The organism is Shewanella vesiculosa, from assembly GCF_009994065.1.
In the GTDB taxonomy this organism is placed as follows: Bacteria; Pseudomonadota; Gammaproteobacteria; order Enterobacterales; family Shewanellaceae; genus Shewanella; species Shewanella vesiculosa.
The window spans coordinates 352,287-376,808 of record NZ_JAACSD010000003.1; the positions used below are offsets into that span (position 1 = coordinate 352,287).

Annotated in this window: 20 protein-coding genes and 3 pseudogenes; 3 read left to right on the plus strand and 20 right to left on the minus strand. The window is 40.2% G+C overall.

Features of this window, described 5'->3' with window-relative positions; genetic code table 11:
* Nucleotides 1–372 precede the first annotated feature (372 nt).
* Nucleotides 373–2,472, plus strand: coding sequence for a bifunctional 2',3'-cyclic-nucleotide 2'-phosphodiesterase/3'-nucleotidase (locus GW828_RS01580; protein ID WP_273057047.1), 2,100 nt, complete (start codon nucleotides 373–375; stop codon nucleotides 2,470–2,472).
* A 112-nt stretch (nucleotides 2,473–2,584) separates the two neighbouring features.
* On the opposite strand, the gene GW828_RS01585 is transcribed toward GW828_RS01580, so the two are convergent.
* Nucleotides 2,585–3,031, minus strand: a complete 447-nt coding sequence (locus GW828_RS01585; protein ID WP_273057369.1) for an AAA family ATPase — start codon at nucleotides 3,029–3,031, stop codon at nucleotides 2,585–2,587.
* A gap of 31 nt (nucleotides 3,032–3,062) precedes the next feature.
* The gene (gene cobB, locus GW828_RS01590; RefSeq protein ID WP_273057045.1) at nucleotides 3,063–3,785 is read right to left on the minus strand and encodes a Sir2 family NAD+-dependent deacetylase; all 723 of its coding nucleotides are present in this window, start codon (nucleotides 3,783–3,785) and stop codon (nucleotides 3,063–3,065) included.
* Nucleotides 3,786–4,133: 348 nt separating this feature from the next.
* On the opposite strand from cobB, the gene fur reads away from it, so the two are divergent.
* Nucleotides 4,134–4,565: a ferric iron uptake transcriptional regulator gene (fur, locus tag GW828_RS01595; protein ID WP_124015998.1), complete on the plus strand. Its 432-nt coding sequence runs from the start codon at nucleotides 4,134–4,136 to the stop codon at nucleotides 4,563–4,565.
* Nucleotides 4,566–4,726: 161 nt separating this feature from the next.
* Here the strand turns inward: fur and GW828_RS01600 are convergent, their stop codons facing one another.
* The 9 genes from GW828_RS01600 to sdhC all read right to left on the minus strand — a co-directional run bounded on the left by GW828_RS01600 (nucleotide 4,727) and on the right by sdhC (nucleotide 15,339).
* Nucleotides 4,727–5,653: an AEC family transporter gene (locus tag GW828_RS01600; protein WP_273057043.1), complete on the minus strand. Its 927-nt coding sequence runs from the start codon at nucleotides 5,651–5,653 to the stop codon at nucleotides 4,727–4,729.
* Between the two features lie 117 nt (nucleotides 5,654–5,770).
* Nucleotides 5,771–6,643: a succinate--CoA ligase subunit alpha gene (gene sucD / locus GW828_RS01605; RefSeq protein ID WP_124015813.1), complete on the minus strand. Its 873-nt coding sequence runs from the start codon at nucleotides 6,641–6,643 to the stop codon at nucleotides 5,771–5,773.
* A complete protein-coding gene (gene sucC, locus GW828_RS01610) occupies nucleotides 6,643–7,809 on the minus strand; it encodes an ADP-forming succinate--CoA ligase subunit beta (protein WP_124015812.1) in 1,167 nt (388 codons plus the stop codon). The genes sucD and sucC overlap by 1 nt, the downstream gene beginning before the upstream one ends.
* A gap of 75 nt (nucleotides 7,810–7,884) precedes the next feature.
* Nucleotides 7,885–9,078 (minus strand): 2-oxoglutarate dehydrogenase complex dihydrolipoyllysine-residue succinyltransferase, encoded by a 1,194-nt coding sequence (gene odhB, locus GW828_RS01615; RefSeq protein WP_124015811.1) that lies wholly within the window; start codon nucleotides 9,076–9,078, stop codon nucleotides 7,885–7,887.
* 28 nt (nucleotides 9,079–9,106) lie between these two features.
* Nucleotides 9,107–11,929 (minus strand): 2-oxoglutarate dehydrogenase E1 component, encoded by a 2,823-nt coding sequence (gene sucA, locus GW828_RS01620; RefSeq protein WP_124015810.1) that lies wholly within the window; start codon nucleotides 11,927–11,929, stop codon nucleotides 9,107–9,109.
* A 203-nt stretch (nucleotides 11,930–12,132) separates the two neighbouring features.
* The gene (locus tag GW828_RS01625) at nucleotides 12,133–12,840 is read right to left on the minus strand and encodes a succinate dehydrogenase iron-sulfur subunit (protein WP_124015809.1); all 708 of its coding nucleotides are present in this window, start codon (nucleotides 12,838–12,840) and stop codon (nucleotides 12,133–12,135) included.
* A 16-nt stretch (nucleotides 12,841–12,856) separates the two neighbouring features.
* Nucleotides 12,857–14,623, minus strand: a complete 1,767-nt coding sequence (sdhA, locus tag GW828_RS01630) for a succinate dehydrogenase flavoprotein subunit (RefSeq protein ID WP_124015808.1) — start codon at nucleotides 14,621–14,623, stop codon at nucleotides 12,857–12,859.
* Nucleotides 14,624–14,971: a succinate dehydrogenase, hydrophobic membrane anchor protein gene (sdhD, locus tag GW828_RS01635; RefSeq protein WP_124015807.1), complete on the minus strand. Its 348-nt coding sequence runs from the start codon at nucleotides 14,969–14,971 to the stop codon at nucleotides 14,624–14,626.
* Nucleotides 14,965–15,339 (minus strand): succinate dehydrogenase cytochrome b556 subunit, encoded by a 375-nt coding sequence (sdhC, locus tag GW828_RS01640; RefSeq protein WP_124015806.1) that lies wholly within the window; start codon nucleotides 15,337–15,339, stop codon nucleotides 14,965–14,967. The genes sdhD and sdhC overlap by 7 nt, the downstream gene beginning before the upstream one ends.
* A gap of 429 nt (nucleotides 15,340–15,768) precedes the next feature.
* On the opposite strand from sdhC, the gene GW828_RS01645 reads away from it, so the two are divergent.
* Nucleotides 15,769–17,055, plus strand: coding sequence for a citrate synthase (locus GW828_RS01645; protein ID WP_124015805.1), 1,287 nt, complete (start codon nucleotides 15,769–15,771; stop codon nucleotides 17,053–17,055).
* Between the two features lie 679 nt (nucleotides 17,056–17,734).
* Here the strand turns inward: GW828_RS01645 and GW828_RS01650 are convergent.
* The 9 genes and pseudogenes from GW828_RS01650 to GW828_RS01690 all read right to left on the minus strand — a co-directional run bounded on the left by GW828_RS01650 (nucleotide 17,735) and on the right by GW828_RS01690 (nucleotide 24,468).
* Nucleotides 17,735–18,172: a hypothetical protein gene (locus GW828_RS01650; RefSeq protein ID WP_273057038.1), complete on the minus strand. Its 438-nt coding sequence runs from the start codon at nucleotides 18,170–18,172 to the stop codon at nucleotides 17,735–17,737.
* Nucleotides 18,159–19,091 (minus strand): annotated as a pseudogene (locus GW828_RS01655) (N-acetylmuramidase domain-containing protein). The gene GW828_RS01650 and the pseudogene GW828_RS01655 overlap by 14 nt, the downstream one beginning before the upstream one ends.
* On the minus strand, nucleotides 19,092–19,592 hold the full coding sequence (locus tag GW828_RS01660; protein WP_182756730.1) for a hypothetical protein: 501 nt from the start codon (nucleotides 19,590–19,592) through the stop codon (nucleotides 19,092–19,094).
* A gap of 589 nt (nucleotides 19,593–20,181) precedes the next feature.
* Nucleotides 20,182–20,562 carry a hypothetical protein gene (locus tag GW828_RS01665; protein WP_273057036.1) on the minus strand — a complete coding sequence of 127 codons (381 nt, stop codon included), beginning with the start codon at nucleotides 20,560–20,562 and terminating at the stop codon, nucleotides 20,182–20,184.
* A gap of 42 nt (nucleotides 20,563–20,604) precedes the next feature.
* Nucleotides 20,605–20,745 (minus strand): annotated as a pseudogene (locus GW828_RS01670) (RHS repeat-associated core domain-containing protein); the annotation flags it as partial.
* Nucleotides 20,746–20,843: 98 nt separating this feature from the next.
* Nucleotides 20,844–21,263 (minus strand): annotated as a pseudogene (locus GW828_RS01675) (hypothetical protein); the annotation flags it as partial.
* 497 nt (nucleotides 21,264–21,760) lie between these two features.
* On the minus strand, nucleotides 21,761–22,789 hold the full coding sequence (locus GW828_RS01680) for a hypothetical protein (RefSeq protein ID WP_273057035.1): 1,029 nt from the start codon (nucleotides 22,787–22,789) through the stop codon (nucleotides 21,761–21,763).
* A gap of 384 nt (nucleotides 22,790–23,173) precedes the next feature.
* A complete protein-coding gene (locus GW828_RS01685) occupies nucleotides 23,174–23,704 on the minus strand; it encodes a hypothetical protein (protein WP_273057033.1) in 531 nt (176 codons plus the stop codon).
* Nucleotides 23,704–24,468, minus strand: a complete 765-nt coding sequence (locus GW828_RS01690; protein WP_273057031.1) for a peptidoglycan-binding domain-containing protein — start codon at nucleotides 24,466–24,468, stop codon at nucleotides 23,704–23,706. Before GW828_RS01690 ends, GW828_RS01685 begins: the two co-directional genes overlap by 1 nt.
* Nucleotides 24,469–24,522: the final 54 nt, after the last annotated feature.

Sequence of the window (24,522 nt, forward strand, 5' to 3'; positions counted from 1 at the left end):
CTATCCTTAATAGCTTATCGAGTTAAATTTAACAATTCAATATTAAGTAAATTCTGGCGAATATAAAATACTCAATTATTCGTTGCGTTATTTCGCCACATTTTTCCGAAGTAAAATAACACCACTTATTAACATTGACACCGTAACATTAACATTGCGTAGCCTGTTATCATTTCTGATGATGATTAATTGCGCAATCTCACTCACGAATAGATTTTATTTAGCCTTGTATCACAATTTATTCATTTACTATGCTTATAATCACCGCTGTATTTTCATCTTATTATCAATTAGATAAAAAGAAGTTAACACTACGTAAGAGGTAAAAATAACAAATATACCTCAGGGTCAAATAAAAATAGAGAGTAAAATATGTTAAATAAAAAACTACTTGCTGTCGTTATCGCGGGTGCACTAGGACTAGGCGGTTGCAACTCAAATAACGACGATAAAACAAGTACTGTTGCTGCAGATATTAATTTACGAGTGATGGAAACAACTGATCTTCATACTAATATGATGGATTATAACTACTACTCAGATAAAGAAGACAAGACTATTGGTCTTGTTCGTACTGCCAGTTTGATCAATGCCGCTCGCGCTGAAGTAACGAACTCAGTGTTAGTCGACAATGGCGATTTATTACAAGGTAGTCCGATGGGAGACTATATTGCCAATAAATTTAAAACTGACAGTAACACGCTTACCGAGACCCATCCCGTCTACAAAGCAATGAATACTTTAGACTATGAAGTCGGCAATATTGGTAACCACGAATTTAACTACGGTTTATCGTTTCTTGAGCAATCTATATCCGGTGCAAACTTCCCTTATATTAACTCAAATGTCATTTGTGCTGATAAAGACGGCTGCTGGGATAATGTATTATTTAATGAGAATATGTTCACACCGTATATTATTAAAGACAAAGTGGTCCTTGATGTCGACGGTAATGAGCACACAATAAAAATAGGCTATATCGGTTTTGTACCACCACAGGTTTTACAATGGGATAAAGCTAACTTAGAAGGTAAAGTTGAAGTATTAGGCATAGTTCAAGCGGCTAATAAATTTATTCCGCAAATGAAAGCTGAAGGTGCTGACATTATTTTAGCCATTCCGCATTCAGGAATTGGATCAAGTGAAAACCCTGGTGATCCATGGGCTGAAAACGCAACTTATGCACTCACCAATGTTGCTGGCATCGATGCTATCTTCTTTGGTCACAGCCACTCGGTGTTCCCTGCTGCAACCTACAGTGATTTACCTAATACCGACGTAGAAAAAGGTTTATTAAATGGTATCCCTGCAGTGATGCCTGGTCGTTGGGGAGATAACTTAGGCGTTGTTGACTTAGTGGTGCGTCAAGTTGAAGGTAAATGGACCGTAATCCATGAAGAATCAACGGCTAAAGCACGCCCTATTTACGACAATGCCAATAAAATTGCCTTGGTTGAAGGTGAAGCAAGCTTACGTAATGCGATTGAAATTGAACACCAAGGTACGATTGAATACGTCAGCCAACCTATCGGTGTTGCTGCCGCCAATATGTACAGTTTCTTAACACTGGTGCAAGATGATCCAACTGTGCAAATTGTTTCAGATGCCCAAATTGCCCGCGTTAAAACATTAATTACCGATGATCTAAAAGATTTACCTATTTTGTCTGCTTCTGCACCATTTAAAGCCGGTGGACGCTATGCTGAAGGTGATGCTAGCCAGTATGTGCAGGTTGATGAAGGTAATTTATCTTATAAAAATGCCGCTGACTTATATCTGTACCCAAATACCATGGTAGCAGTTAAAGCGACTGGGGCTGAGTTAAAAGACTGGTTGGAATGCTCAGCAAATCAGTTTAATCAAATTGATCCAACCGTGAGTGCACCTCAAAACTTGATTAACCGCGCCGGTCACCCAACCTATAACTTTGACGTAATTGATGGCTTAACTTACAAAATTGATGTGACCCAACCGAGTAAGTTTGATCGGGATTGTAAAGTCGTTAACCCAGATGCAAATAGAATTGTTGACTTGGCTTATACAGATGCAGACTCAAAGGTTATCACCGGTGATGATTTGGCTGCTATGTCATTTGTTGTAGCATCAAATAACTACCGTGCATTTGGTGGGGCATTTGCAGGTACTGGTTCTGATCATGTAGTACTTGAGCTACCAGATACCAACCGTGATGCATTGTCTGCTTATATTACTGAGCAATCAAAGCCTAATGCTACTGGCGGATATGATGCTAAGGTTGATCCATCAGCTGATTACAACTGGGACTTTAAAACCATAGATAATGCCACCGTGGCATTAGACATTCGTTTTGAAACTCAAGACAGCGATGTTGCCGACAAGTTCGTTGCTGATAACCAACAACGTAAAATGGTCAAGTTACCTAAAACAGCTGATGTAGTGTCAGGATTTGCTATTTACAGCATCGACCTAACAACGCCGGTTGCTGCTAAGTAATAATTATCCAATAAAAAAGGCGCTATATGCGCCTTTTTCTTAATACCATTGCAAGATATAAGCATAACGTTATCACATCAACTGTATAGTCAGACAATTATTGTTCAAATCACTACTCTTCAAACAACTGGGCCATTTTTTGAATCTGTACTAATGGAACATGATGCTGGTTTCGTTGAGCACAAAGCTGTTGATGCGGCTCATCTTTAGGTTGTCCAACTAATACTACATTAACTTTATAACCTAGTGCTTTAGCCGCTGCCTCATAAGCCATAAATTCCCACTTGGCGATATTGGTATTATCGCAAATCACAATCGGTTCACTTCGGGCTAATGCTTGGATAAATGCTGTTAAATTAGCCTGATGATACTGCGCAATTTTTTGCGGATTAAAGCGATATTCACCTTGATAATAAAAATAGCGATCTGTTGAAAAGTAACCGTGTTGTCGAATTTGAATCGCCTGCTCAATACCTTGAGATATAATAAATTGTTCAGCCCAATAAGACTTACCACTACCAGGTAAGCCACGCATGATAATGGCTAACTTTGGCACTATCACCTCATTGTTCGTCCCATCAACTAACACTTTACTCACTACCAATCACCTTACCCGCTAAAATATCTGCCACTAAACTTGGTAAAATATCACCTGCTTTACCGGTAAAATGATATTGGAACTGACTGTGGCGATCAGCAGGATCGAGATTAACTTCTACCGTCTGTGCACCGTGATGATTAGCGCTATCGACAAAACCGGCTGCAGGATAAACGGTACCAGAGGTGCCGATGGCTATAAACAAATCACAATTATCTAAGGCATCATGAATTCTATCCATACCAAAGGGCATTTCGCCAAACCACACAATATGTGGTCTTAAACGCTTACCTGGAATACAACAGGTACAGCAATTGTCAGCGCCAAATGGCTCACGTAAAATAAATGTTTGTAATGATTGTGGACAGCGACCTTTAGCAAGTTCACCGTGCATATGCAGCAATCGTTTAGAGCCTGCCCGCTCATGCAAATCATCAACATTTTGGGTTATAACTAACAACTCCCCCGTAAATTCGGTCTCAAGCTTGGCTAATGCTAAATGCGCAGCATTGGGAACAACATCATCACTGTGTAATTGTTGCCAGCGACTATTATAAAAACGCTCAACGAGTTCAATATCTCTGGTATAGCCTTCTGGAGTGGCAACATCTTCAATATGATGCTGTTCCCATAAGCCATGCTGATCTCTAAATGTGCTCATACCCGACTCAGCAGATATACCCGCGCCGGTTAGCACTACAATTTGCCGGTACATTGTTTATCCTTTAGTGTGATGATGTAAAATATAATGCCATATACTTTCAATACGATATCAAAAATACGCCCTTACGTTTCAAAATGTTGTGACTTGACGGCCTAAAAAGCCATTTTATCGATAATATAATCATATCGAATTAGCCAATTGGCACAATAATCCCTTAGTATAAGTAAGTTTATTGAGAGATTAGTAACAAATAATATCAACTTCAGCGAGTGTTTTGCTAAATATGCTCCATATAGGTTGATTAAGCACCTTAAGAGGTTTATGTTTTTAAACTCAAGACATATAATGATCAGAATATCCACCGATGAACCGATTGGTTCTGCAATCAAGAGATTAGCAATGACAGATGGAAATCAAGCGCTCAAAAAAGCCGGATTAAAAATAACCCTGCCGCGAGTTAAAATTCTAGAACTGATGCAAGAACCAAATAATCAGCATATCAGTGCAGAAGACTTATACAAAAAGTTACTCGAAATTGGTGAGGAAATTGGCCTTGCTACTGTGTATAGAGTATTAAACCAGTTTGATGATGCTGGCATTCTTAATCGTCATCATTTTGAAAGTGGCAAAGCGGTGTTTGAATTATCGACTCAACAACACCACGACCATTTGGTTTGTCTGACCTGTGATAAAGTCATTGAGTTTTCTGATGATGTAATTGAGCGTCGTCAAGACGAAATCGCCATGCGTCATAACATCAAGTTAACTCACCATAGCTTGTACCTTTATGGTCGTTGCACCAACGACACATGTGATCACGCTGACGAATAGTCTATGTGTGAGCAACAAATAAACCAGCAAATTTGCTGGTTTTTTATTGCTTGAAATTTATCATCTGCATCACTTTTTGGGATAAAAAGTATAAAACCGGGAGTCGTGTATAGCACACAAGTGCGGATGGCATTGTAAAAAGTCTTATTAAATAAATACGGTTAAATTAGCAGTGTTAACCATAGACTGAAACTCAGCACAGCTAACAAGGTCGATAATACCACTGTGCTGCCCAAGGTTGATTCATGCTGTTTAAGCTCTGTAGCAATTAAATAAGCATTAACACCTAATGGCGAGGCGCTAAGTAACACTAACATGGCCGTATTTTGTAATGTTAACTGAAACACAAAATGCGCCATCACATACACTAATGCGGGTAACAAGATAATTTTCAAGCTACTTGCCACTAATGCTAAACGCCAATGATCGCCAATTCGATAGAAACTTAAATTAGCGCCTAGAACAAATAATGCACAGGCTAATGCCGGTTTTGCGAGTAATGCTAGCCCTGCACTAAGCTGTTCCCCCAAGTTAATACTTATCGCATTAGCTAAAATGCCCAAGCTAATGCTCATCACCACCGGATTGAGTAGCATAGAGCGAGTAAATCGACGCCACGAAAAGCCTTGTTCTTGCGCGCGTGCCGCTAAGATAAATGTCAACGCAAACAAGGTAGCACTATGAAAAGTAATGATCATAAATACCTGCCCGATCATCGTGTCGCCCAAGGCGGCGGTAATGATCGGTAATCCGACCAATACAGTATTAGAATAACTGCTGCCTAGGGCAAAAACGGCACTGGCATCTCGGCTTTGTTGTGCTACGGGACTACAATATCGATTAATTAGATAACCAATGGTAAATACCACCACGACCGGTATATAAAAAGCCAGCAACGCAAGTGGATCAATACTTTGTGCCAGTGGCGCAGCTAACATATTGATAAATAAAAATGCCGGAATGCTGACATAAAAAGTGAATTTGCTGATGCCTGCAATATGCTCTTGAGTAAAAAAGCCCACTCGGGTTAAGCCATAGCCTAGGGTGACCATAAACATTAACGGGAAAATAATACTCACTATATGCATAACAACCTTATTAACGCTGAGGTAACCTAAACTTATAATAGGCGATAACAATCTCAACCGTACTGAGAAAAAAGCAATAAAAAAGGCGCCTAAGCGCCTTTTTAAGCCGAGTAAATATTACCAGCCAGTACGAATACGTAATGCTTTACCGATATCAGCTAAAGAGCGAACAGTCGTAACACCAGCAGCTTCTAAAGCAGCAAATTTATCAGCAGCAGTACCTTTACCACCAGCGATAATTGCGCCAGCATGACCCATACGCTTACCTTCTGGTGCAGTAACACCAGCAATGTAAGACACAACAGGCTTAGTTACGTGTGCTTTGATATATTCAGCCGCTTCTTCTTCAGCGTTACCACCGATTTCACCGATCATTACAATCGCTTCAGTCTGTGGATCGTTTTGGAACATTTCCAATACGTCGATGAAGTTAGTACCAGGAATTGGGTCGCCACCGATACCTACACAAGTAGATTGGCCGAAACCTTCGTCAGTCGTTTGCTTAACCGCTTCGTACGTTAATGTACCAGAGCGAGAAACAATACCAACTTTACCTGGCTTGTGAATGTGACCAGGCATAATACCAATCTTACATTCACCAGGAGTGATTACGCCTGGACAGTTAGGACCGATCATGCGAACGCCAGTTTCTTCAAGCTTCACTTTCACTTGCAGCATATCAAGTGTAGGAATACCTTCAGTGATACAAACGATTAGCTGAATGCCAGCATCGATTGCTTCAAGAATTGCATCTTTACAAAATGGTGCAGGAACGTAGATAACAGATGCTGTTGCACCAGTTTGTGCTACTGCATCTTTAACTGTGTTAAATACTGGAAGACCAAGGTGAACTTGACCACCTTTTCCAGGAGAAACACCGCCAACCATTTGCGTGCCATAAGCAATCGCCTGCTCAGAGTGAAAAGTACCCTGACCACCAGTGAAACCTTGACAGATCACCTTGGTATCTTTGTTAATTAAAACAGACATTATTTGCCCTCCGCAGCTTTAACAACTTGCTCAGCCGCGTCAGTTAGACTTGTTGCCGCGATGATATCAAGACCAGACTTAGCCAATACTTCACGACCTAATTCGGCGTTAGTACCTTCAAGACGAACAACTACTGGCACTTTAACGCCAACTTCTTTAACTGCACCGATAATACCTTCAGCGATCATATCGCAACGTACGATACCACCGAAGATGTTAACCAATACTGCTTTAACATTGCTGTCAGAAAGAATGATTTTAAAGGCTTCAGCAACACGTTCTTTAGTTGCTCCACCGCCAACGTCTAAGAAGTTAGCTGGTTTGCCGCCGTGTAGGTTTACGATGTCCATTGTACCCATTGCTAGGCCTGCACCATTCACCATACAACCTACGTTACCGTCTAAAGCAACATAGTTTAATTCAAATTTAGCAGCATGTGCTTCACGAGCATCATCTTGTGATGGGTCATGCATCGCTTTGATTTTTGGCTGGCGATATAATGCGTTGCCATCAATACCAATTTTGCCATCTAAACAGTGAAGGTTGCCTTCAGTAGTGATAACAAGTGGATTGATTTCTAATAATGCAAAATCATGGTCGTTAAACATGTTCGCAAGACCCATAAAGATCTTAGTGAACTGCTTCATTTGTGTTGGGTTTAAACCTAACTTGAAGCCAAGATCGCGAGCTTGGAAAGCTTGCGGACCCGTTAACGGATCGATGATTGCTGTATGAATAAGTTCTGGCGTTTCTTCAGCCACTTTTTCAATTTCAACACCACCTTCAGTCGACGCCATGAACACAACGCGACGAGTGCTACGGTCAACAACTGCACCTAAGTACAATTCGTTGGCGATATCAGTACAGCTTTCAACTAGAATTTTAGCAACTGGCTGACCTTTAGCATCAGTCTGGTACGTTACTAAGTTCTTGCCTAACCAGTTTTCAGCGAATGCTCTGATTTCGTCTTTACTACCGGTAACTTTAACGCCACCTGCTTTACCACGGCCGCCTGCGTGTACTTGACACTTAACAACCCATAAATTTCCGCCAATGTGGCCAGCTGCTTCAACTGCTTCTTGAGCAGTATCACATGCAAAGCCTTCAGAGACTGGTAAACCATATTCGGCAAATAAAGATTTTGCCTGATACTCATGCAAATTCATGATGATCTATCCATATACTTCTAATCAAATCCAACTGGCTCAATATGAGCCAGCGACGAGGGTTTATCTACTGACTTATAGATCAAGCAGCAGACGAGTTGGATCTTCTAAGAAGTCTTTAATCGCAACTAAGAAGCCAACTGACTCACGACCATCAACAATACGATGATCGTAAGAGAGTGCTAGGTACATCATAGGCAGGATTTCAACCTGACCATTTACTGCCATTGGGCGATCTTTAATAGCATGCATGCCTAAGATTGCGCTTTGTGGCAGGTTCAAAATTGGAGTCGACATTAACGAACCGAACACACCACCGTTGGTGACTGTGAAGTTACCGCCAGTCATATCTGCAACAGATAGCTTTCCGTCACGGCCTTTGATAGCCAATTCACGAACTGCTTTTTCAATTTCAGCAAGACTCATGGTATCGGTATCACGTAATACTGGTGTTACCAGACCACGAGGTGTCGATACTGCAATGCTGATATCAAAATAGTTGTGATACACAATATCATCACCGTCAATAGACGCATTCACTTCTGGAAAACGCTTTAACGCTTCTGTTACTGCTTTGATATAGAAAGACATAAAGCCTAAACGAATACCATGGCGTTTTTCAAAAATGTCTTGATACTGTTTACGAATATCCATGATTGGCTTCATGTTGACTTCGTTAAACGTGGTCAACATTGCCGTTGAATTTTTCGCTTCTAAAAGACGTTTAGCAATGGTTTTACGAAGACGTGACATCGGAACACGCTTCTCACTACGACCTTCAAGTGGTGCAACAGGTGCAGCTGGCGCGGTTTTAGCTGGTGCAGACTTAAGAAATGCATCAACATCATCCTTAGTCACACGTCCGCCAACACCAGAACCTTTAATTTTGCTGGCATCAAGATTGTGCTCTGCAATCACACGACGTACTGAAGGACTCAATGCATCGTTAGATTCATCAGTAGCCGCTTCAGTAGATGCCGCAGCAGAAGGCGCTGACGCTTCAGCTTTAGTCACTTCTTGGCCAGAAACTGCACCAGCGACAAAATTAGCAATCACTTGCTCGCCTAAAACGGTGTCACCTTCTTGGAATAACAATTCAGAGATTGAACCGTCTTCAGGTGCAACCACTTCTAAAACAACTTTATCAGTCTCGATATCAACTAAGTTTTGATCACGAGTCACCTGCTCACCAGGTTTAACATGCCAAGTAGCAATAGTTGCATCAGCAACAGATTCTGGTAATACGGGTACCTTAATTTCGATACTCATGGAAAGCTTCCCTTATATAAATTATCTATTACGACAGTTTTAATGCGCTATTAACTAATGATTCTTGCTGCTGTACGTGCAAGCCAGGATAACCACATGCTGGTGCAGCAGACGCTTCACGACCGGCATAAGTTAATTGACCACCTGCAGGAATATTAGCCCAGAAATGATGCTGACTACAGTACCATGCACCTTGGTTTTGCGGTTCTTCCTGACACCAAACAAAATCAGTAACATGTTGATAAGTTTCTAATGCTGCACGAAGTTCCACATCAGGGAACGGATACAACTGCTCAACACGCACGATGGCAACGTTAGTGACATTCTCTTTGCGACGTTTTTCAAGTAACTCGAAATACACCTTGCCACTACAGAATACAACACGGTCAACTTTACTTGCGTCTAAGGTATCAACCTCACCGATGATATTTTGGAAAGTACCTTCAGCAAGCTCTTCTAAGCTAGACACAGCTAATGGATGACGCAATAAAGATTTAGGCGACATTACCACTAATGGACGACGCATCGGACGAACAACTTGACGACGCAGCATGTGATAAACTTGCGCCGGAGTTGATGGCACACACACTTGCATATTGTGGTTAGCACATAATTGCAAGAAGCGCTCTAAACGGGCACTTGAATGCTCAGGGCCTTGACCTTCGTAACCATGAGGTAGCAGCATAGTGAGACCACATAAACGGCCCCATTTTTGCTCACCAGATGATAAGAATTGATCAATTACCACTTGGGCACAGTTAACGAAATCGCCAAATTGCGCTTCCCAAATGGTTAAACCACCTGGTTCAGCTGTGGCGTAACCGTATTCAAATGCCAACACTGAAGCTTCAGACAATACCGAGTCAATAATATCAATTGGCCCTTGCTCATCTGCCACATTACGCAAAGGTAAATAGGTAGTGCCGTCTTTTTGGCTATGCAATACCGCATGACGATGGAAGAATGTGCCACGACCAGAGTCTTGACCGGTAATCCGCACACGCTTGTTGTCTTCAAGGATAGAAGCATAAGCTAGCGTTTCTGCGAAACCCCAATCAAGTAACTTCTCGCCTTTTGCCATCGCAGTTCTGTCGCCATAAATTTTGGCAACGCGAGATTGCAGCGGATGATTATCAGGAATATCGACTAACTTATTGGCTAAGTTTTGTAGACGGTCCATCGACATCGCACCGGCATAATCTTCATCCCATTCACGATTGAGATAAGGTGTCCAATCAACCGTATGCAGCGTCATTGGACGCCACTCTTTAACAACACAATCACCGGCATCTAATGCATCACGATAATGATTAATCAAACCAGTCACTTCATCGGCTGGAATACTATTTTCAGCGATTAACTTATCTGCATAGATTTTACGTGGCGTTGGATGTTTTTTGATTTTAGCGTACATTAGCGGCTGTGTAGCACTAGGCTCATCAGCTTCGTTATGGCCATGACGGCGATAACACACTAAATCAATAACCACATCGCGTTTAAACTCATTACGATAATCAACTGCAAGTTGCGAAATAAACGCCACCGCTTCTGGATCGTCAGAGTTGACATGGAAAATTGGCGCCTGAACCATCTTAGCAATATCAGTACAATATTCGGTTGAACGAGTGTCGGCATGGTTAGATGTGGTAAAACCAACTTGGTTATTGACCACAATCCGAATGCTACCACCAATGGTAAAACCACGTGTTTGAGACATGTTAAACGTCTCTTGCACAATGCCTTGACCCGTTATAGCAGAGTCACCATGAATAGTAATTGGCATCACTTGCAGGCCATCTTTACAACCACGACGATCTTGACGAGCGCGAACTGAACCAATAACCACTGGATTAACGATCTCTAAGTGAGATGGGTTAAAGGCTAACGCTAAATGGACATTACCACCTGGCGTTTCAAAATCTGATGAGAAACCCTGATGATATTTAACATCACCTGAACCATGGGTATCAGCGTGTTTACCAGCAAATTCGTCAAACAATTCAGCAGGACGTTTACCTAACACGTTAATAAGCAGGTTTAAACGACCACGGTGAGCCATGCCAACAACGATTTCTTTGGTACCAGCTTCACCGGCACGGTAAATGATTTCACGCATCATAGGAACGAGCGAATCACCACCTTCTAAGGAGAAACGTTTAGCTCCAGGGAATTTAGCACCAAGGTATTTTTCGATACCTTCTGCAGCATTCAACCCTTCAAGAATACGCTTTTTAACATCGTTACCGTATTGGGCTTTACCTAATGTCGGTTCAAGACGTTGTTGGATCCAACGTTTTTCATCGGTATCAGTAATATGCATGTATTCAGCACCAATAGAGCCACAGTAGGTGCTCTTTAATGCATGAATAATATCAGCAAGCTTCATGGTTTCACCGCCGAGGGCGAATGAACCAGTATTAAACTGACGCTGCATGTCTTCTACAGTTAAGCCGTGATAAGCAGGATCTAACTCCTGAACAACCTCACGCTTCCACAATCCTAATGGATCTAAATTGGCATTTTGATGGCCACGGAAACGATGGGCATTGATCAATTGCAGGACTTTAACTTGCTTCGCGTCTAGCTCTGGATCGGTTACGCTGTTTGCGTTTTTAAAACGACCTTCTAGGGCTAAGCTACGGAAATAGTCACGGACTTTAGAGTGGGCTGTTTCGGGTACGTCTACTGAAGCACCGTTAACGGGAGGGAGATTATCAAAAACAAGCTGCCAATCAGCAGTAACTGATTGCGGATCTTCTTGATAGGCTTCATACATCTCTTCTACGTAGGTCGAGTTCGAACCACTTAAATACGACGACTCGAGCCAAGCTTTCATGATGCCTTGGTGCATTGTTATTCCTTTCAAACTTGATACACGTGCTAGCCATAAACATAACAGTGAGTAACATAAGTTACATCACACGTAGACTGAAACTATCTTAAAAAACCTAATTTCAGGAGGTATTGCATAAACACACAAAAGAGCCATCCCCGTTATTGGAGATGACTCTTAATAGAGCTAATAAGTCAGACTATTTTGCTCTTCTTGGTGCATTAAACTGCCCGCTTTAGCAGCATCGACTTAATATGACCAATCGCTTTCGTTGGGTTTAATCCTTTAGGACAAACATCAACACAGTTCATGATGCCATGACAACGGAACACACTGTACGCATCATCTAGATCAGATAAACGCTCTTCAGTTGCCGTGTCGCGGCTGTCAATTAAGAAACGATAAGCATGTAATAAGCCACTTGGTCCGATAAATTTATCCGGATTCCACCAGAATGATGGACAAGCAGTTGAACAACATGCGCACAAAATACATTCGTATAAACCATCTAAATGAGCGCGCTCTTCAGGTGATTGTAAATGTTCGCGAACAGGTGCCTTTTCATCATTAATCAGGAAAGGCTTAATCTTTTCATATTGCTTGTAGAACTGAGTCAAGTCGACGACTAAATCTCGAACTACTGGCATGCCTGGTAATGGACGGACTTCAATTTTCTTCCCTTTAAAGGTTGAAATTGGTGTAATACACGCCAATCCATTTTTACCATTCATGTTAACACCGTCAGAACCACACACACCTTCACGGCATGAACGACGGAACGCAAGCGTTGGGTCTTGTTCTTTCAGTTTAATTAACGCATCTAACACCATCATATCAGAGCCATCTGGCACTTCTAGGGTGTAATCCTTCATATAAGGCTTGGTATCTACATCAGGATTATAACGATACAATGCAAATGTTAATTTCATCTTTTGCAACTCCTGCCTAATAGGTACGTTTTACTGGTGGAAACGCATCGCGCAATTTAGGTGTCATGTTGACATCACGTTTACTCATAGCGGTAGTGACTGGGTCAAATATGCTATGACATAACCAATTATCATCATCACGATCTAAATAATCTTCACGAGAATGCGCACCACGGCTTTCAGTACGGAAGTTAGCTGCATAAGCCGTTGCCAGCGCGGTGGCCATCAAGTTGTCTAATTCTAAGCATTCAATACGTTGAGTGTTAAATTCTGTTGAATTATCAGATAACTTGGCATTTTCAAGACGCTTTTGAATTGCTTGAAGCTGTTCTAAACCTTCTGCCATGGCTTCGCCACTGCGGAAAACAGAGAAATTTAACTGCATGCACAATTGAAGGTCTTTACGGATAACCGAAGGATCTTCACCGTCTTTGTTGCTTTCCCAACGATTAAGACGTGTAAGTGATGCACTTATTTCTTCGTCTGTCGCCGCTTTAGGCTCAGGTGTTTCGTCTAACGCTTTACCTAAATGCTGACCGGCAGCACGTCCAAACACCACTAAATCAAGTAGTGAGTTACCACCTAAACGGTTTGCACCATGTACTGATACACAGGCAATCTCACCCACAGCAAACAAACCTAATACATCTTGCTCGGTGCCATCGTTATTCTGGCGAATAACTTGTCCACTCACTTTAGTCGGTAAACCGCCCATCATATAATGACAAGTCGGGATCACAGGAATTGGACCATCAGCTGGATCAATGTGGGCAAAAGTACGGGATAATTCACATACACCAGGAAGACGTGCTTCAAGGGTTTCTTTACCTAAATGATCAAGTTTAAGCAACAAATGCGGACCTAATGGACCGTCTAAACCACGGCCTTCACGAATTTCAGTCATCATTGAACGTGCTACCACGTCACGAGATGCCAAATCTTTCGCATTAGGAGCATAGCGTTCCATGAAACGTTCGCCATCTTTATTTAAAAGATATCCACCTTCACCACGACACCCCTCAGTCACCAATGTGCCTGCACCAGCAATACCCGTAGGGTGGAACTGCCACATTTCCATATCTTGTAACTGAACACCAGCGCGAGCTGCAATACCAACGCCGTCACCGGTATTGATATGAGCATTGGTGGTAGAAGCGTAAATACGCCCTGCACCGCCGGTGGCTAAAATAGTAGCTTTGGCTTTGAAATAAACAATATCACCGGTTTCGATTTCAATCGCTGTACAACCGACAACAACATCATCTTCATTTTTAACCAAATCTAAGGCATACCACTCAGAATAAACGTCAGTTTTATGTTTAACGTTTTGTTGATATAAACAATGAAGCAGTGCATGGCCTGTTCGGTCAGCAGCAGCGGCAGTTCGAGCGGCTTGCTCGCCACCAAAGTTTCTAGACTGACCACCAAACGGACGTTGGTAAATGGTGCCGTTTTCAAAACGAGAGAAAGGTAAACCCATTTGCTCAAGTTCGATGATGGCTTCAGGACCTGTTTTACACATAAATTCGATGGCTTCTTGGTCACCGATAAAATCGGAACCTTTAACCGTGTCATACATGTGTTGTTCCCAATGATCTTCGTGTGCATTACCTAATGCTACGGTGATACCACCTTGAGCAGAAACGGTATGTGAACGAGTAGGGAATACTTTAGATAACAGCGCGCAGCTCTTACCTTCTTTAGAAATCTGTAATGCTGCTCGCATACCTGCGCCACCGGCGCCGATCACAATTGCATCAAATTCGCGTACTGGAATACTCACTTAAACACCCCACACTATTACTATGCCTGAAGCTAAATAACTCAATGCGATAACAACAAAAGTAAACTGTAGTACACCACGCAACGCTGTATTTTTGACATAATCAGTCAACACTTGCCATACACCAATCCAAGCATGGATAAGCAAAGCAACCAACGTTATAAGAGTAAAGACTTTCATTGGAAGTGAACTGAATAAGCCACTCCAAATTTCGAAAGTTAACGGGGCACTACACGCGATAAAACCTACTAAGAAAATAGTATAACAAGCGAGGATCACTGCACTTGCGCGTAATAGAATATAGTCATGAACACCACTACGTCCAAAACTTGCTGCATTTGTTACCATACCCAAATCCCCGCTATGATTGATAGAACCGCTGCTAAAGCAAACGTAGCTTTAGCTGATGCTGTACCCGAAGCTAACTCTTCCCAGCGACCAGTATCCATAATCAGATGACGAATGCCACCTAACAAGTGATAACCTAACGCGGTTAGAATGCCCCAAAGGATGAACTTCATCACGAAACCATCGAACAAGGATTGTACGCTAGCGAACCCTTCTGCTGATGTTAAAGTCGAATTTAACAACCATAGAAGAATACCAATAGCAAATAGCATGATAACACCGGAAACACGGTGTAGGATTGACGCGATCGCTGTTGCAGGAAAGCGAATCGTCTGCAGGTCTAGATGGACAGGTCTTTGCTTTTTCACGTTCTGCTCACTCAGCTCCGTCGAGCATTATTTTTGTTATATATCTGTTATTTGTTTAACCACTAACGCTAACACTTAGCTTACGTTTTAAAACAAATAACAGATCACTCTAAAACATCTAATCAGTTGAGAAACCACTATTTAGTGCGTAAATTAATCGTTTCTAAACTGTGACGTTAGTCTCCCTTAGGGACGCAGGCAAGTATACTCGCGGGAATTGTCAAATACAAACATCACATTATGCAAAATAAGTTTTTTTACTGTTTTTTTAATTTAATTCAAGCCTAGAGCGGTTTACAGCAGACATATACCTTGGTCTAACGAATTTAAACGCTTATTTAAATTGATCTGTGATCCCGATCCACTGTAAAGTAATGACCGCTTAACATGCCGCACTCATATAGAAGAATGAAGTAAGGAGAACGGGGTATGGCTGATAATATAGCCAAATTAGAGTTACCAGGAAACGATTCAATCGACCTACCTATTAAGAAAGGTACTGAAGGTTTTGACGTTATCGACATCAGTACACTTGGAAAAAAAGGGTATTTCACCTTCGATCCAGGCTTTTTAGCTACTGCATCTTGTGAGTCAGCAATTACTTATATCGACGGTGAGCAAGGTATCTTGTTGCATCGTGGTTATCCAATTGACCAACTTGCTACTGAATCGACATACTTAGATTTATGCTACTTGCTATTGTATGGTGAATTACCGTCTAAAGCTGATTACGAACAATTTGTTTCCACAGTGAAAGAACACACTATGGTTCACGAGCAAATTGCATTCTTTTTCAGAGGTTTCCGCCGTGACGCACACCCAATGGCAATGCTATGTGGTGTAACGGGTGCATTATCTGCTTTCTATCAAGATTCTCTTGATGTTAACAATCCAAAGCATCGTGAAATTGCAGCTTACCGCTTAGTGTCGAAAATGCCGACAATCGCAGCGATGTGCTACAAGTACTCAATGGGGCAACCTTTTGTTTACCCACGTAACGATTTAAGTTACGCAGGTAACTTCTTGTCGATGATGTTTGCTACTCCTTGTGAAGAGTACAAAGTCAACCCAGTTGTTGAAAAAGCAATGGACCGTATTTTTGTATTACATGCTGATCACGAGCAAAATGCATCTACATCTACCGTCCGTTTAGCCGGTTCTTCAGGCGCTAACCCATTTGCATGTATTGCAGCGGGTATTGCTTCGTTGTGGGGCCCAGCTCATGGTGGTGCTAACGAAGCTTGCTTAGAAATGTTAGAAGAAATCGGCAGCGTTGATCGTATTCCTGAGTTTATCGAGAAAGCGAAAGACAAAAACGATCCATTTCGTCTAATGGGCTTTGGCCATCGTGTTTATAAGAACTTCGACCCTCGCGCTAAAGTGATGCGTGAAACCTGTCATGAAGTGCTTAAAGAACTGAAAGTGGTTGATCCATTATTAGACGTGGCAATGGAACTTGAGCGTATCGCTCTTGAAGATGAGTACTTCATCTCTAAGAAGCTATACCCGAACGTTGATTTCTACTCTGGTATCATCATGAAAGCCATTGGTATCCCTAACGATATGTTCACAGTGCTATTTGCATTGTCTCGTACTGTTGGTTGGATTTCACATTGGAAAGAAATGTTAGATCAACCAGGCCATAAAATCAGCCGTCCTCGTCAGTTATACACTGGTGAATCTGCGCGTGATTTTGTGAGCGTTGATAAGCGTTAATCATCTGATTAACCAAACAGAAAAAAGCGCCGAAAGGCGCTTTTTTGTTATCTAGATTTAAACATCAGCTACTATTCAACGCATTGTATAAATCAACACTAAACACCTTCTGAAAATTTATAATCTGTTAGAAGCTATGTTTATTAGAACCTATATATTACAAGTGTTAACAGATCAAAGTCGTATTACCGTAATCAGTTTGAGTTGGTGGTAATTAAACTCAAACTAGTCTTTGTTGATGACTCTATTACAATCCAGATCACCTGTGTGCAAGCTAAGAGGTACTAAACCTCTCCAAGAACCCATATTAATGGCTTTTTTTACACAATAGCTCCAGCTTTTAGGAGCATTAATTAAGTTTTTTTGGCACTGTTGAACTGCAACATTAATTGTTAAGTTGTGATCATCTATATCAATTGAATTATTCCACCTCGGACCTGCTGCGTTGGTGAAAGATATAACAATGACAAAGCAAACAAAAATGTTTCCCCCACCCCATGCCAAAGTCTCTTCTGAAGAACTCTTTTTTGAGAAATATAAACTGTAAAAGAAAGCATAGGCGAAGGTATGAATGAGCCTGTTCAGCAAAATAGACCTGCTTTTCTACTTCATCATCTTTGTACATTTATTCCAATTTAACCACTTTGATTTTAGCAAGATAATGAACATTTTTAATTTACTAGAAATCTTCAACAGAGCCCAACTTACTAAAACCTGAATCATCACAAAGCCAATATTCTTTTTTAGCAATTTTTTGTATTGTTACTGATGTTTCTTTAGTAATCATATTAAGTTCTTCGCTGTAGTAGTCACTCACGATGAATTCACTATCGCCGTGTGTAAAAGTCATACTGTGCTCAGTGACTAAAGAGCGGTGGAAGCTCGATTTACTCACATCACTAATTAGCTCTGCATTAGCAAGCTTTGAACTTGCAATGTTAAATTGCTCTAATTTAAACGTGTTATCCATTTTACTAATAACAACATCAATCGATTTGGGCTGCTCAGCGTGGCATTTAAATATAATCTCTGCCTCATCACGCTGAGAGGCACTACACGATGCAACTAAAAATAAGGGTAAAACCCGCAAAGCGTTAGAGAGTTTACTTTTTGTCATATTTTTCAAATGCCTTCTGTAATTTAACATCATACTTATTCTGTTCGTACTGCGACCCGTTATAACCTTTAGCAAATGAAGCCCAGTCTAGCGTTATTAGGTACTTTTCTAGCCCTTTATTCTTTACAAAGCTAACGAAAGCATCAAGCTGTTTTCTTTCTCAGCTGAACATTGCTTTAACAAATGCTTCTACGCTAGTAAAACCTGACTCACTATAATTAAAGCCCATAATTTGAAAGCGCCCCCATGAAGTCGACTTCAAAGCCTCTGAAGAATCTAACGTCATGGCAATTTCAAGCCTTGCATACTCCTGGGAGCCACCGTTATATAAGCTTCGATTCCAAGTTCTGCTGGATACAGATGGGTTACTCTGATCATACTTGTGATTTGTCAAATGAGAAAAAATATGGGCTTCATATAAAATTTTTGGCTTTCCGTTTGAAAAAAATGCATCACCAGAAGACTCAACGTCCGCAACAGCTTTGACTGCAGCGACTTTACAGCCAAGTTGATTCGCAATATCTAGATAATCAGACTCTGATAATGTTGGAATATCAATAGATGCTATCGGTAACTTATAGTTAAACTTGCTTGATACGGCTATTAACTTTTCATTTATCTTTCGATGAGTTCGACCATTCGCGTCAATTTTGCCATCTGGACGTAGCATATTAAGTACTTTGCTTTGAAATAACTTAATCGCTGCAACGGTTTTAGAGCTTTCAGGCCTAGAGCCTAAACGGCCATCAGCAATTAATGATTTTGTAGGAGGAATGAATTTAAGTAGTTTGTTTAAACCGCTTTGAACTGTTTTTACATCGTTTACATTGTTAGCTCCACCCAGCCCGACAGCTTGAGTTATTTTTATCGATGACATCGTATTATCCTTGTCATTAGTATAATAGCTACAGTAATACATTCATGAGTATTTATCGGCTATTATTTTTAGTTTATCTAACAAACCATCTTTCAACATATAATTAGGAATATTCCACTCGTGAGGTGTTATATTAGAAATATAACTTTTCCTATTACCATTCCAAATATTTAAGCCAGGTAAGTTTTCAGTGCAACAATGTGCCATGGCATTAATGCCAATGGTTTCGGTTTCAAATTCCGCAGTAGTATTGCGTTCAAAGTCTGAAAAACCTCCTGCATCCGGATTTTTAAAAAAACCATTTTCTATTCGGTCAATAATCCACGGCAATGCGGTTAACGGATATTCGGACTGTGAATATCTTCTTTTCTTTTTCATTTTTGAATAAAAATCAGTCGATATAACCAAGTGGCTACCCTTTTTAATGAGTAAAGTTGTCTCATCAGAAAACATCTCATAATCAACCATTAACAATACTTCCTCATCACTTTTAAGATTACGATGATCTATTAATCCCAATGGTTTACATATTACATTGCTCAAGTGTTTATCCTTTAATCGATGTTAAATGAATAGTGGTCACATTTTTCATTTCAGCAATGGTTGGCGAATTATTTCCCCTAACAGACCAAATATTTTAGAAAAACCACCAGAACTTGACTAAATATGATTATTTATCAGTTATCTCCTCATTTTTTAATTGACTTTTATGTTATATTTATTGAAGAGTAGGTGTTAAAACAATCGATCGTCTGATTTTTTTCATTTAGTTTAATACTCTCAGGAAAGTCGAATACTTTTTTTAATTCATTAAAATCGATGTCATATCGTAAATGACAAAAATATCCCGTTCTATTATTACCCCAAACATATGTATTTACTGACTTATTACCATTGTTAATTAAGTAATCAACTACAGGCTGCAAGTGAGAACAGCTAGGTTCCCCATCTCTAGGATAAGGCAAAACTTTTGTTTTATTCATTATTTATTACCCTTTGCTCTTAGTATATTTAATTTTTGACTTATATCTGGAGCATTAATATCTTTCATTTTTTCTAGTGAGTTTCGAACCGGAGCCAATTTACTCAACTGACTATCTTGAATAAAGTACTGTTCGTGTGTTTAATAACGTCATGGGTTAAATTGTGGGTTTGCTTTTATCGACCCAACAGCGGCAGCCCCGAGAGGAATATCTTCTTTAACTTCAAATATCTGTACATATTTTTTATACTCATCACGACCATCACCCGCATAAACTTGCACTCCCTGATTCAACGCTTTAGAGCTAACAAAACCATCTTTAGCCCTTGCTATTTCAACAGCACCTTGAGTTGTAAAATAATTTCCAGTGATCCCACCTTGCTCTTTCCAAGTTATATGCGCTAGTAACATTCCTTTTGGAATAGCGATGTTTTCGAGATTATCAACTCCGATATATGGCTCTTGCCCTTGGTAAGATGCTGATTCTTCAGAAGCAGTAAACTCTTTACAGCTTAAACCAAACGGATCCACCCAATTCACTGAATTTGGGGCATATTGATAATGGTTTATACCGCCCACCAAACGAATAGGGTCTTGGTGTATAAATCGAGCTTGCTGAGGGCTGTAGTACCTAAAACGATTGTAGTGTAACCCTGATTCGTCATCAAAGTATTGGCCTTGAAAACGGATTGGGTTAGTAATTTTGTCTTGCAGAGCTGAATAATCAACATGCTCATTATCCCCACCTCAAAATCTAAGCCTTCAATAGTTTGACCAAACACGTCTTGTTGGCTGCGCCAGACAATTTGGTTGTTTTCATCGGTCAAGCAAATCGGCGTGCCGAGTTGGACTAAATGGTAATAATAAACCTGCCCGGACTTAATTAGTGCTACAGGTGTGAAAGTATCAGGCTGATAAATAAACCAGGTGTATTCAGCTAAGGTGCATTCGCCAATCAGCTGATGATTATCCCAAATAAAGTCGGTTCGACCGAGTTCGGTGATTTTTGCACTGCGACGGCCTAAGGCATCATATTCGTATTGCGTCAGCTTGCCGTTAACGTTGATTTGCACCAGTTGATTTAAGCCATTAAAGCTGCGCTGTTGTTTATCGACAGTGCCAATTTGGCTGATTTGATTGCCACTAGCGTCGTAACGATAATCGAAGTAATTGATGTTGCTTATCATATAGATAACGTCTGGACACAAATAATTGAGTCTCTTTTTGTACATGTCGCCATGTCTGCTCAATTAATCTTGAATAGCTATCATAGGCATGACTGAGTTCAAGTTGATTACCCTGTATCGTTTTATGCAATAAGCCTGATGACAGATAGTGATAATGAGCCAGCTGCACAATCGGCTTCGATGGGCCATGGCCTGTAAAGCGACTGTCTATTAATGTAATGCCACTTAATTGACAGTTTTATTGTTGAAATACTACTGCCAGTAACTATGAGCTTTCATACATAAACCATAGGCATGAGGTAGAATATTGCCCTCTTTAACGACTAAACAACAACCTTCGACAGGCGTATCATCTAAGGTATAGCCAAGACTTTACCCCCAATTAAAAGCAGGTGCGTTAACCAGTAATGCACCTATATTTTGGCTATCCATTTTTAAAGAACTAAACAGGGTTTCACACTAAAGGAATGATTCAATCTTTAAAGTACAGTGCCGTGGGTCCATCAATCACTAAATTGATAATCTTGACCCCAAAACGACATTTAGCTGCGTATTCCTTCATCTACAATTGGCGATAGCACACTTCGTAAGGGTGGATTATGCGTCACAATCGATTTTTGAAAACTCACATTTAAATCAGCTAATGACTCAATACCAAATTCTTTTAATGCTGACATCAATTGCTCTCCCTTGATATTTTTATCACGTAAATCAATCACAAAGCTTTGTAAATTTTGCAGTTCAGCCAATATTTTACTGACTTCTTTACTTAATGGTGCTTGTGCTTCTTTTAACGCGTTATAAGACGCTTCCCTTGCGCTGTCTGATGATGAGAAAAGTGTTATTTTTTCATCAAATGCAGAGTGTAATTCTGCTTTATACAGTGCTAATTTTTCAACAATATCAGCAATAGTCATCTCTTTTTCACGGCTGAACTCCTGCTTAGCGTCATCTATACGCTCGAATACTTTTTCTAATCGTTCTTCATAGTCGTTAAAGTCATTCACCACTCGCCATAAATCAGCAACCGATTTCTGCGGATAATCCGCCTCTTCAATCATGCCAAAAATCTCCATACGAATAGCGTTTACCGCTAACATCGCAGGTTTAATGGCGGCTATCGAAAATACTCCTATAACAGCATACAATTGATATTCTGACGTCATGCCAGGTACGTGACCGGTAACAAAGTAAACAACGCCAGCATTGATAATATGCGCAACAACTGCAATTACTCCGGCTTTAATCTTAATTTTTTTAACTCGGACTAAGTCATTGGTTAAATCAATACTGTCAGGCTTTTGCGGATGTGTTGCTCGCCTCTCTAACATGGTTTGGGCATTACGGGCGATAAAATAGGTGCTACCGATTAATAAGCTAATGGTAGAGACATACCAAAGATAGAGAGTTGCTGATACCCAAACATGGAATTCAAATTCTGGGACGTCATATTGTTGAGCAAACCATTTAATCAACACGACCAGTAAAAATGTCCCCACAATCCAACCTAACCACTCCTTGATTGTTTGAGTGTAAAATTCGCGTCTAATCTCGCCAAATATATCGTGCATAGTATTCCTTTACTTTGTTAATGATGTTAATTCCACCTAATTTCTGTAGGAAACTAGGCGTCAGATATTACGGTGATAAGTTTATTATTTAATGTGGGTAATAAGACCACTAATCACCAAGACAATGAAATAATTAATAGTTGAAAAGATAAAAGAAAATCTTTGTTAAATTTACCATTCTTTATAGAACCCTATGTGTGTCAACGTTATTCTTCGAGTTAAATGCCACACAGAAAAGCGTTAACCACCACTCGCGAAAAACGGTGATAATAAGGAATATATTCTACGCTAACGATGGTGCCTTTGGGTCTGAAAATACTATTCAATTCAGTAGCCTTATCGGCTGACAGTACAGCAACTGAGATGAATGCCAATGATATTATTTTAACGCTTTTTATGTATACCCGTTAGGTCAAAATCATAGTATGCTAATTGGCTTATTACCTTATTTTTAACTAATTCGGTATTGTTAACTTCAATACTTCCATTAACGATATTGATTTGGCTTAAATTACTACTTAAGGTAAAGTTTGGAAGTTCAATTAAATCAGAGTCTACATATTGGTACCCTTTCAATACCTGAAGCTTGTTCCCCGTATGATATTTAATCAAGGCATACTCAATATCATCTTTTTTTATCAATGTGATATTTGGCGTGTGTCCCTTCAAACGAGCAGCAATAAATGGAACACCTTCATTATATGCTAAAACATAGGTGTCAAGAGTCGGTAAACAAATGCCCGATTTATCTTCATGTAAAAGTTTAACTTGATCAAATCTTTTTGACTTAACATCATCACTACTAAATTGCACTACTATCGGCTTTATCACTTTTATTTGAATACAATCTGACGCTGCAGCAAAATGGCTACCGGTCAATAATAAGACTGCAAAAATAGATTTATATAACTTCATTACTTAACCCCATAGGTTTGCCAATTATGAACATACTCTTGAATCGTTCCCTTACCTAACGGCGTATTGTAATAGGATTTCCAATACGCTGCCTGACCATGAAGATCATCCTCTGATGGTAACCCTGCTTGAGCCCTTAAATAATGCACTCTTGCCATAGCACATGCATATAGATCATTATCTTTTAGCTCTTGTAATTTGTCATCATTGTTCAACAATTCGCTGACTTTCTTTGCAAGCTCAGGTCTGTATGCTAGATAATTATCCCAAATATCATCGTGTGTGGCTGGTTCTATTTGAAAATAACTTAAAGCAGGCCCGCCACCTAATTGTTGTCGGTATTTTAAACGGCTCTCTTGGATGGCGGTTCCTAGTAGTAACATTTCTGCTTTTCTGGAGGCTAAATCTATTTTCAAAAGAGCCGGCTTTATTACATTTGTCATGAAAAGTTTAGGGTCTTGCATGCCCGCGATCTGAATGCTCTTTACTATCAACATTTCATTCATCTTTCGAAGAGTTCGACCATTTAAATCAATTTTGCCATCTGGACGTAGCATATTAAGTACTTTGCTTTGAAATAACTTAATCGCTGCAACGGTTTTAGAGCTTTCAGGGCTAGAGCCTAAACGGCCATCAACAATTAATGATTTTGTAGGAGGAATGAGTTTGAGTAATTTGTTTAATGTCGTTTGTACAGCTTTTACATCGTTTAAATTGTTAGCGCCACCCAGCCCGACAGCTTGAGTTATTTTTATAGATGACATCGTAACTTCCCTGTTTTTGTTATATTTAGATCTAAAAAAATAAGATCATTAACT

Excerpts from the sequence above, each read along its gene's own strand:
- GW828_RS01690 (WP_273057031.1), bottom strand. The coding sequence starts at position 24,468 with ATGTCATCTATAAAAATAACTCAAGCTGTCGGGCTGGGTGGCGCTAAC.
- odhB (WP_124015811.1), bottom strand. The coding sequence starts at position 9,078 with ATGAGTATCGAAATTAAGGTACCCGTATTACCAGAATCTGTTGCTGAT.
- GW828_RS01580 (WP_273057047.1), top strand. The coding sequence starts at position 373 with ATGTTAAATAAAAAACTACTTGCTGTCGTTATCGCGGGTGCACTAGGA.
- sucA (WP_124015810.1), bottom strand. The coding sequence starts at position 11,929 with ATGCACCAAGGCATCATGAAAGCTTGGCTCGAGTCGTCGTATTTAAGT.
- GW828_RS01680 (WP_273057035.1), bottom strand. The coding sequence starts at position 22,789 with ATGCACGATATATTTGGCGAGATTAGACGCGAATTTTACACTCAAACA.
- GW828_RS01645 (WP_124015805.1), top strand. The coding sequence starts at position 15,769 with ATGGCTGATAATATAGCCAAATTAGAGTTACCAGGAAACGATTCAATC.
- cobB (WP_273057045.1), bottom strand. The coding sequence starts at position 3,785 with ATGTACCGGCAAATTGTAGTGCTAACCGGCGCGGGTATATCTGCTGAG.
- sucD (WP_124015813.1), bottom strand. The coding sequence starts at position 6,643 with ATGTCTGTTTTAATTAACAAAGATACCAAGGTGATCTGTCAAGGTTTC.
- GW828_RS01685 (WP_273057033.1), bottom strand. The coding sequence starts at position 23,704 with ATGAAGTTATATAAATCTATTTTTGCAGTCTTATTATTGACCGGTAGC.
- GW828_RS01650 (WP_273057038.1), bottom strand. The coding sequence starts at position 18,172 with ATGACAAAAAGTAAACTCTCTAACGCTTTGCGGGTTTTACCCTTATTT.
- sdhD (WP_124015807.1), bottom strand. The coding sequence starts at position 14,971 with ATGGTAACAAATGCAGCAAGTTTTGGACGTAGTGGTGTTCATGACTAT.
- fur (WP_124015998.1), top strand. The coding sequence starts at position 4,134 with ATGACAGATGGAAATCAAGCGCTCAAAAAAGCCGGATTAAAAATAACC.
- GW828_RS01625 (WP_124015809.1), bottom strand. The coding sequence starts at position 12,840 with ATGAAATTAACATTTGCATTGTATCGTTATAATCCTGATGTAGATACC.
- GW828_RS01600 (WP_273057043.1), bottom strand. The coding sequence starts at position 5,653 with ATGCATATAGTGAGTATTATTTTCCCGTTAATGTTTATGGTCACCCTA.
- sucC (WP_124015812.1), bottom strand. The coding sequence starts at position 7,809 with ATGAATTTGCATGAGTATCAGGCAAAATCTTTATTTGCCGAATATGGT.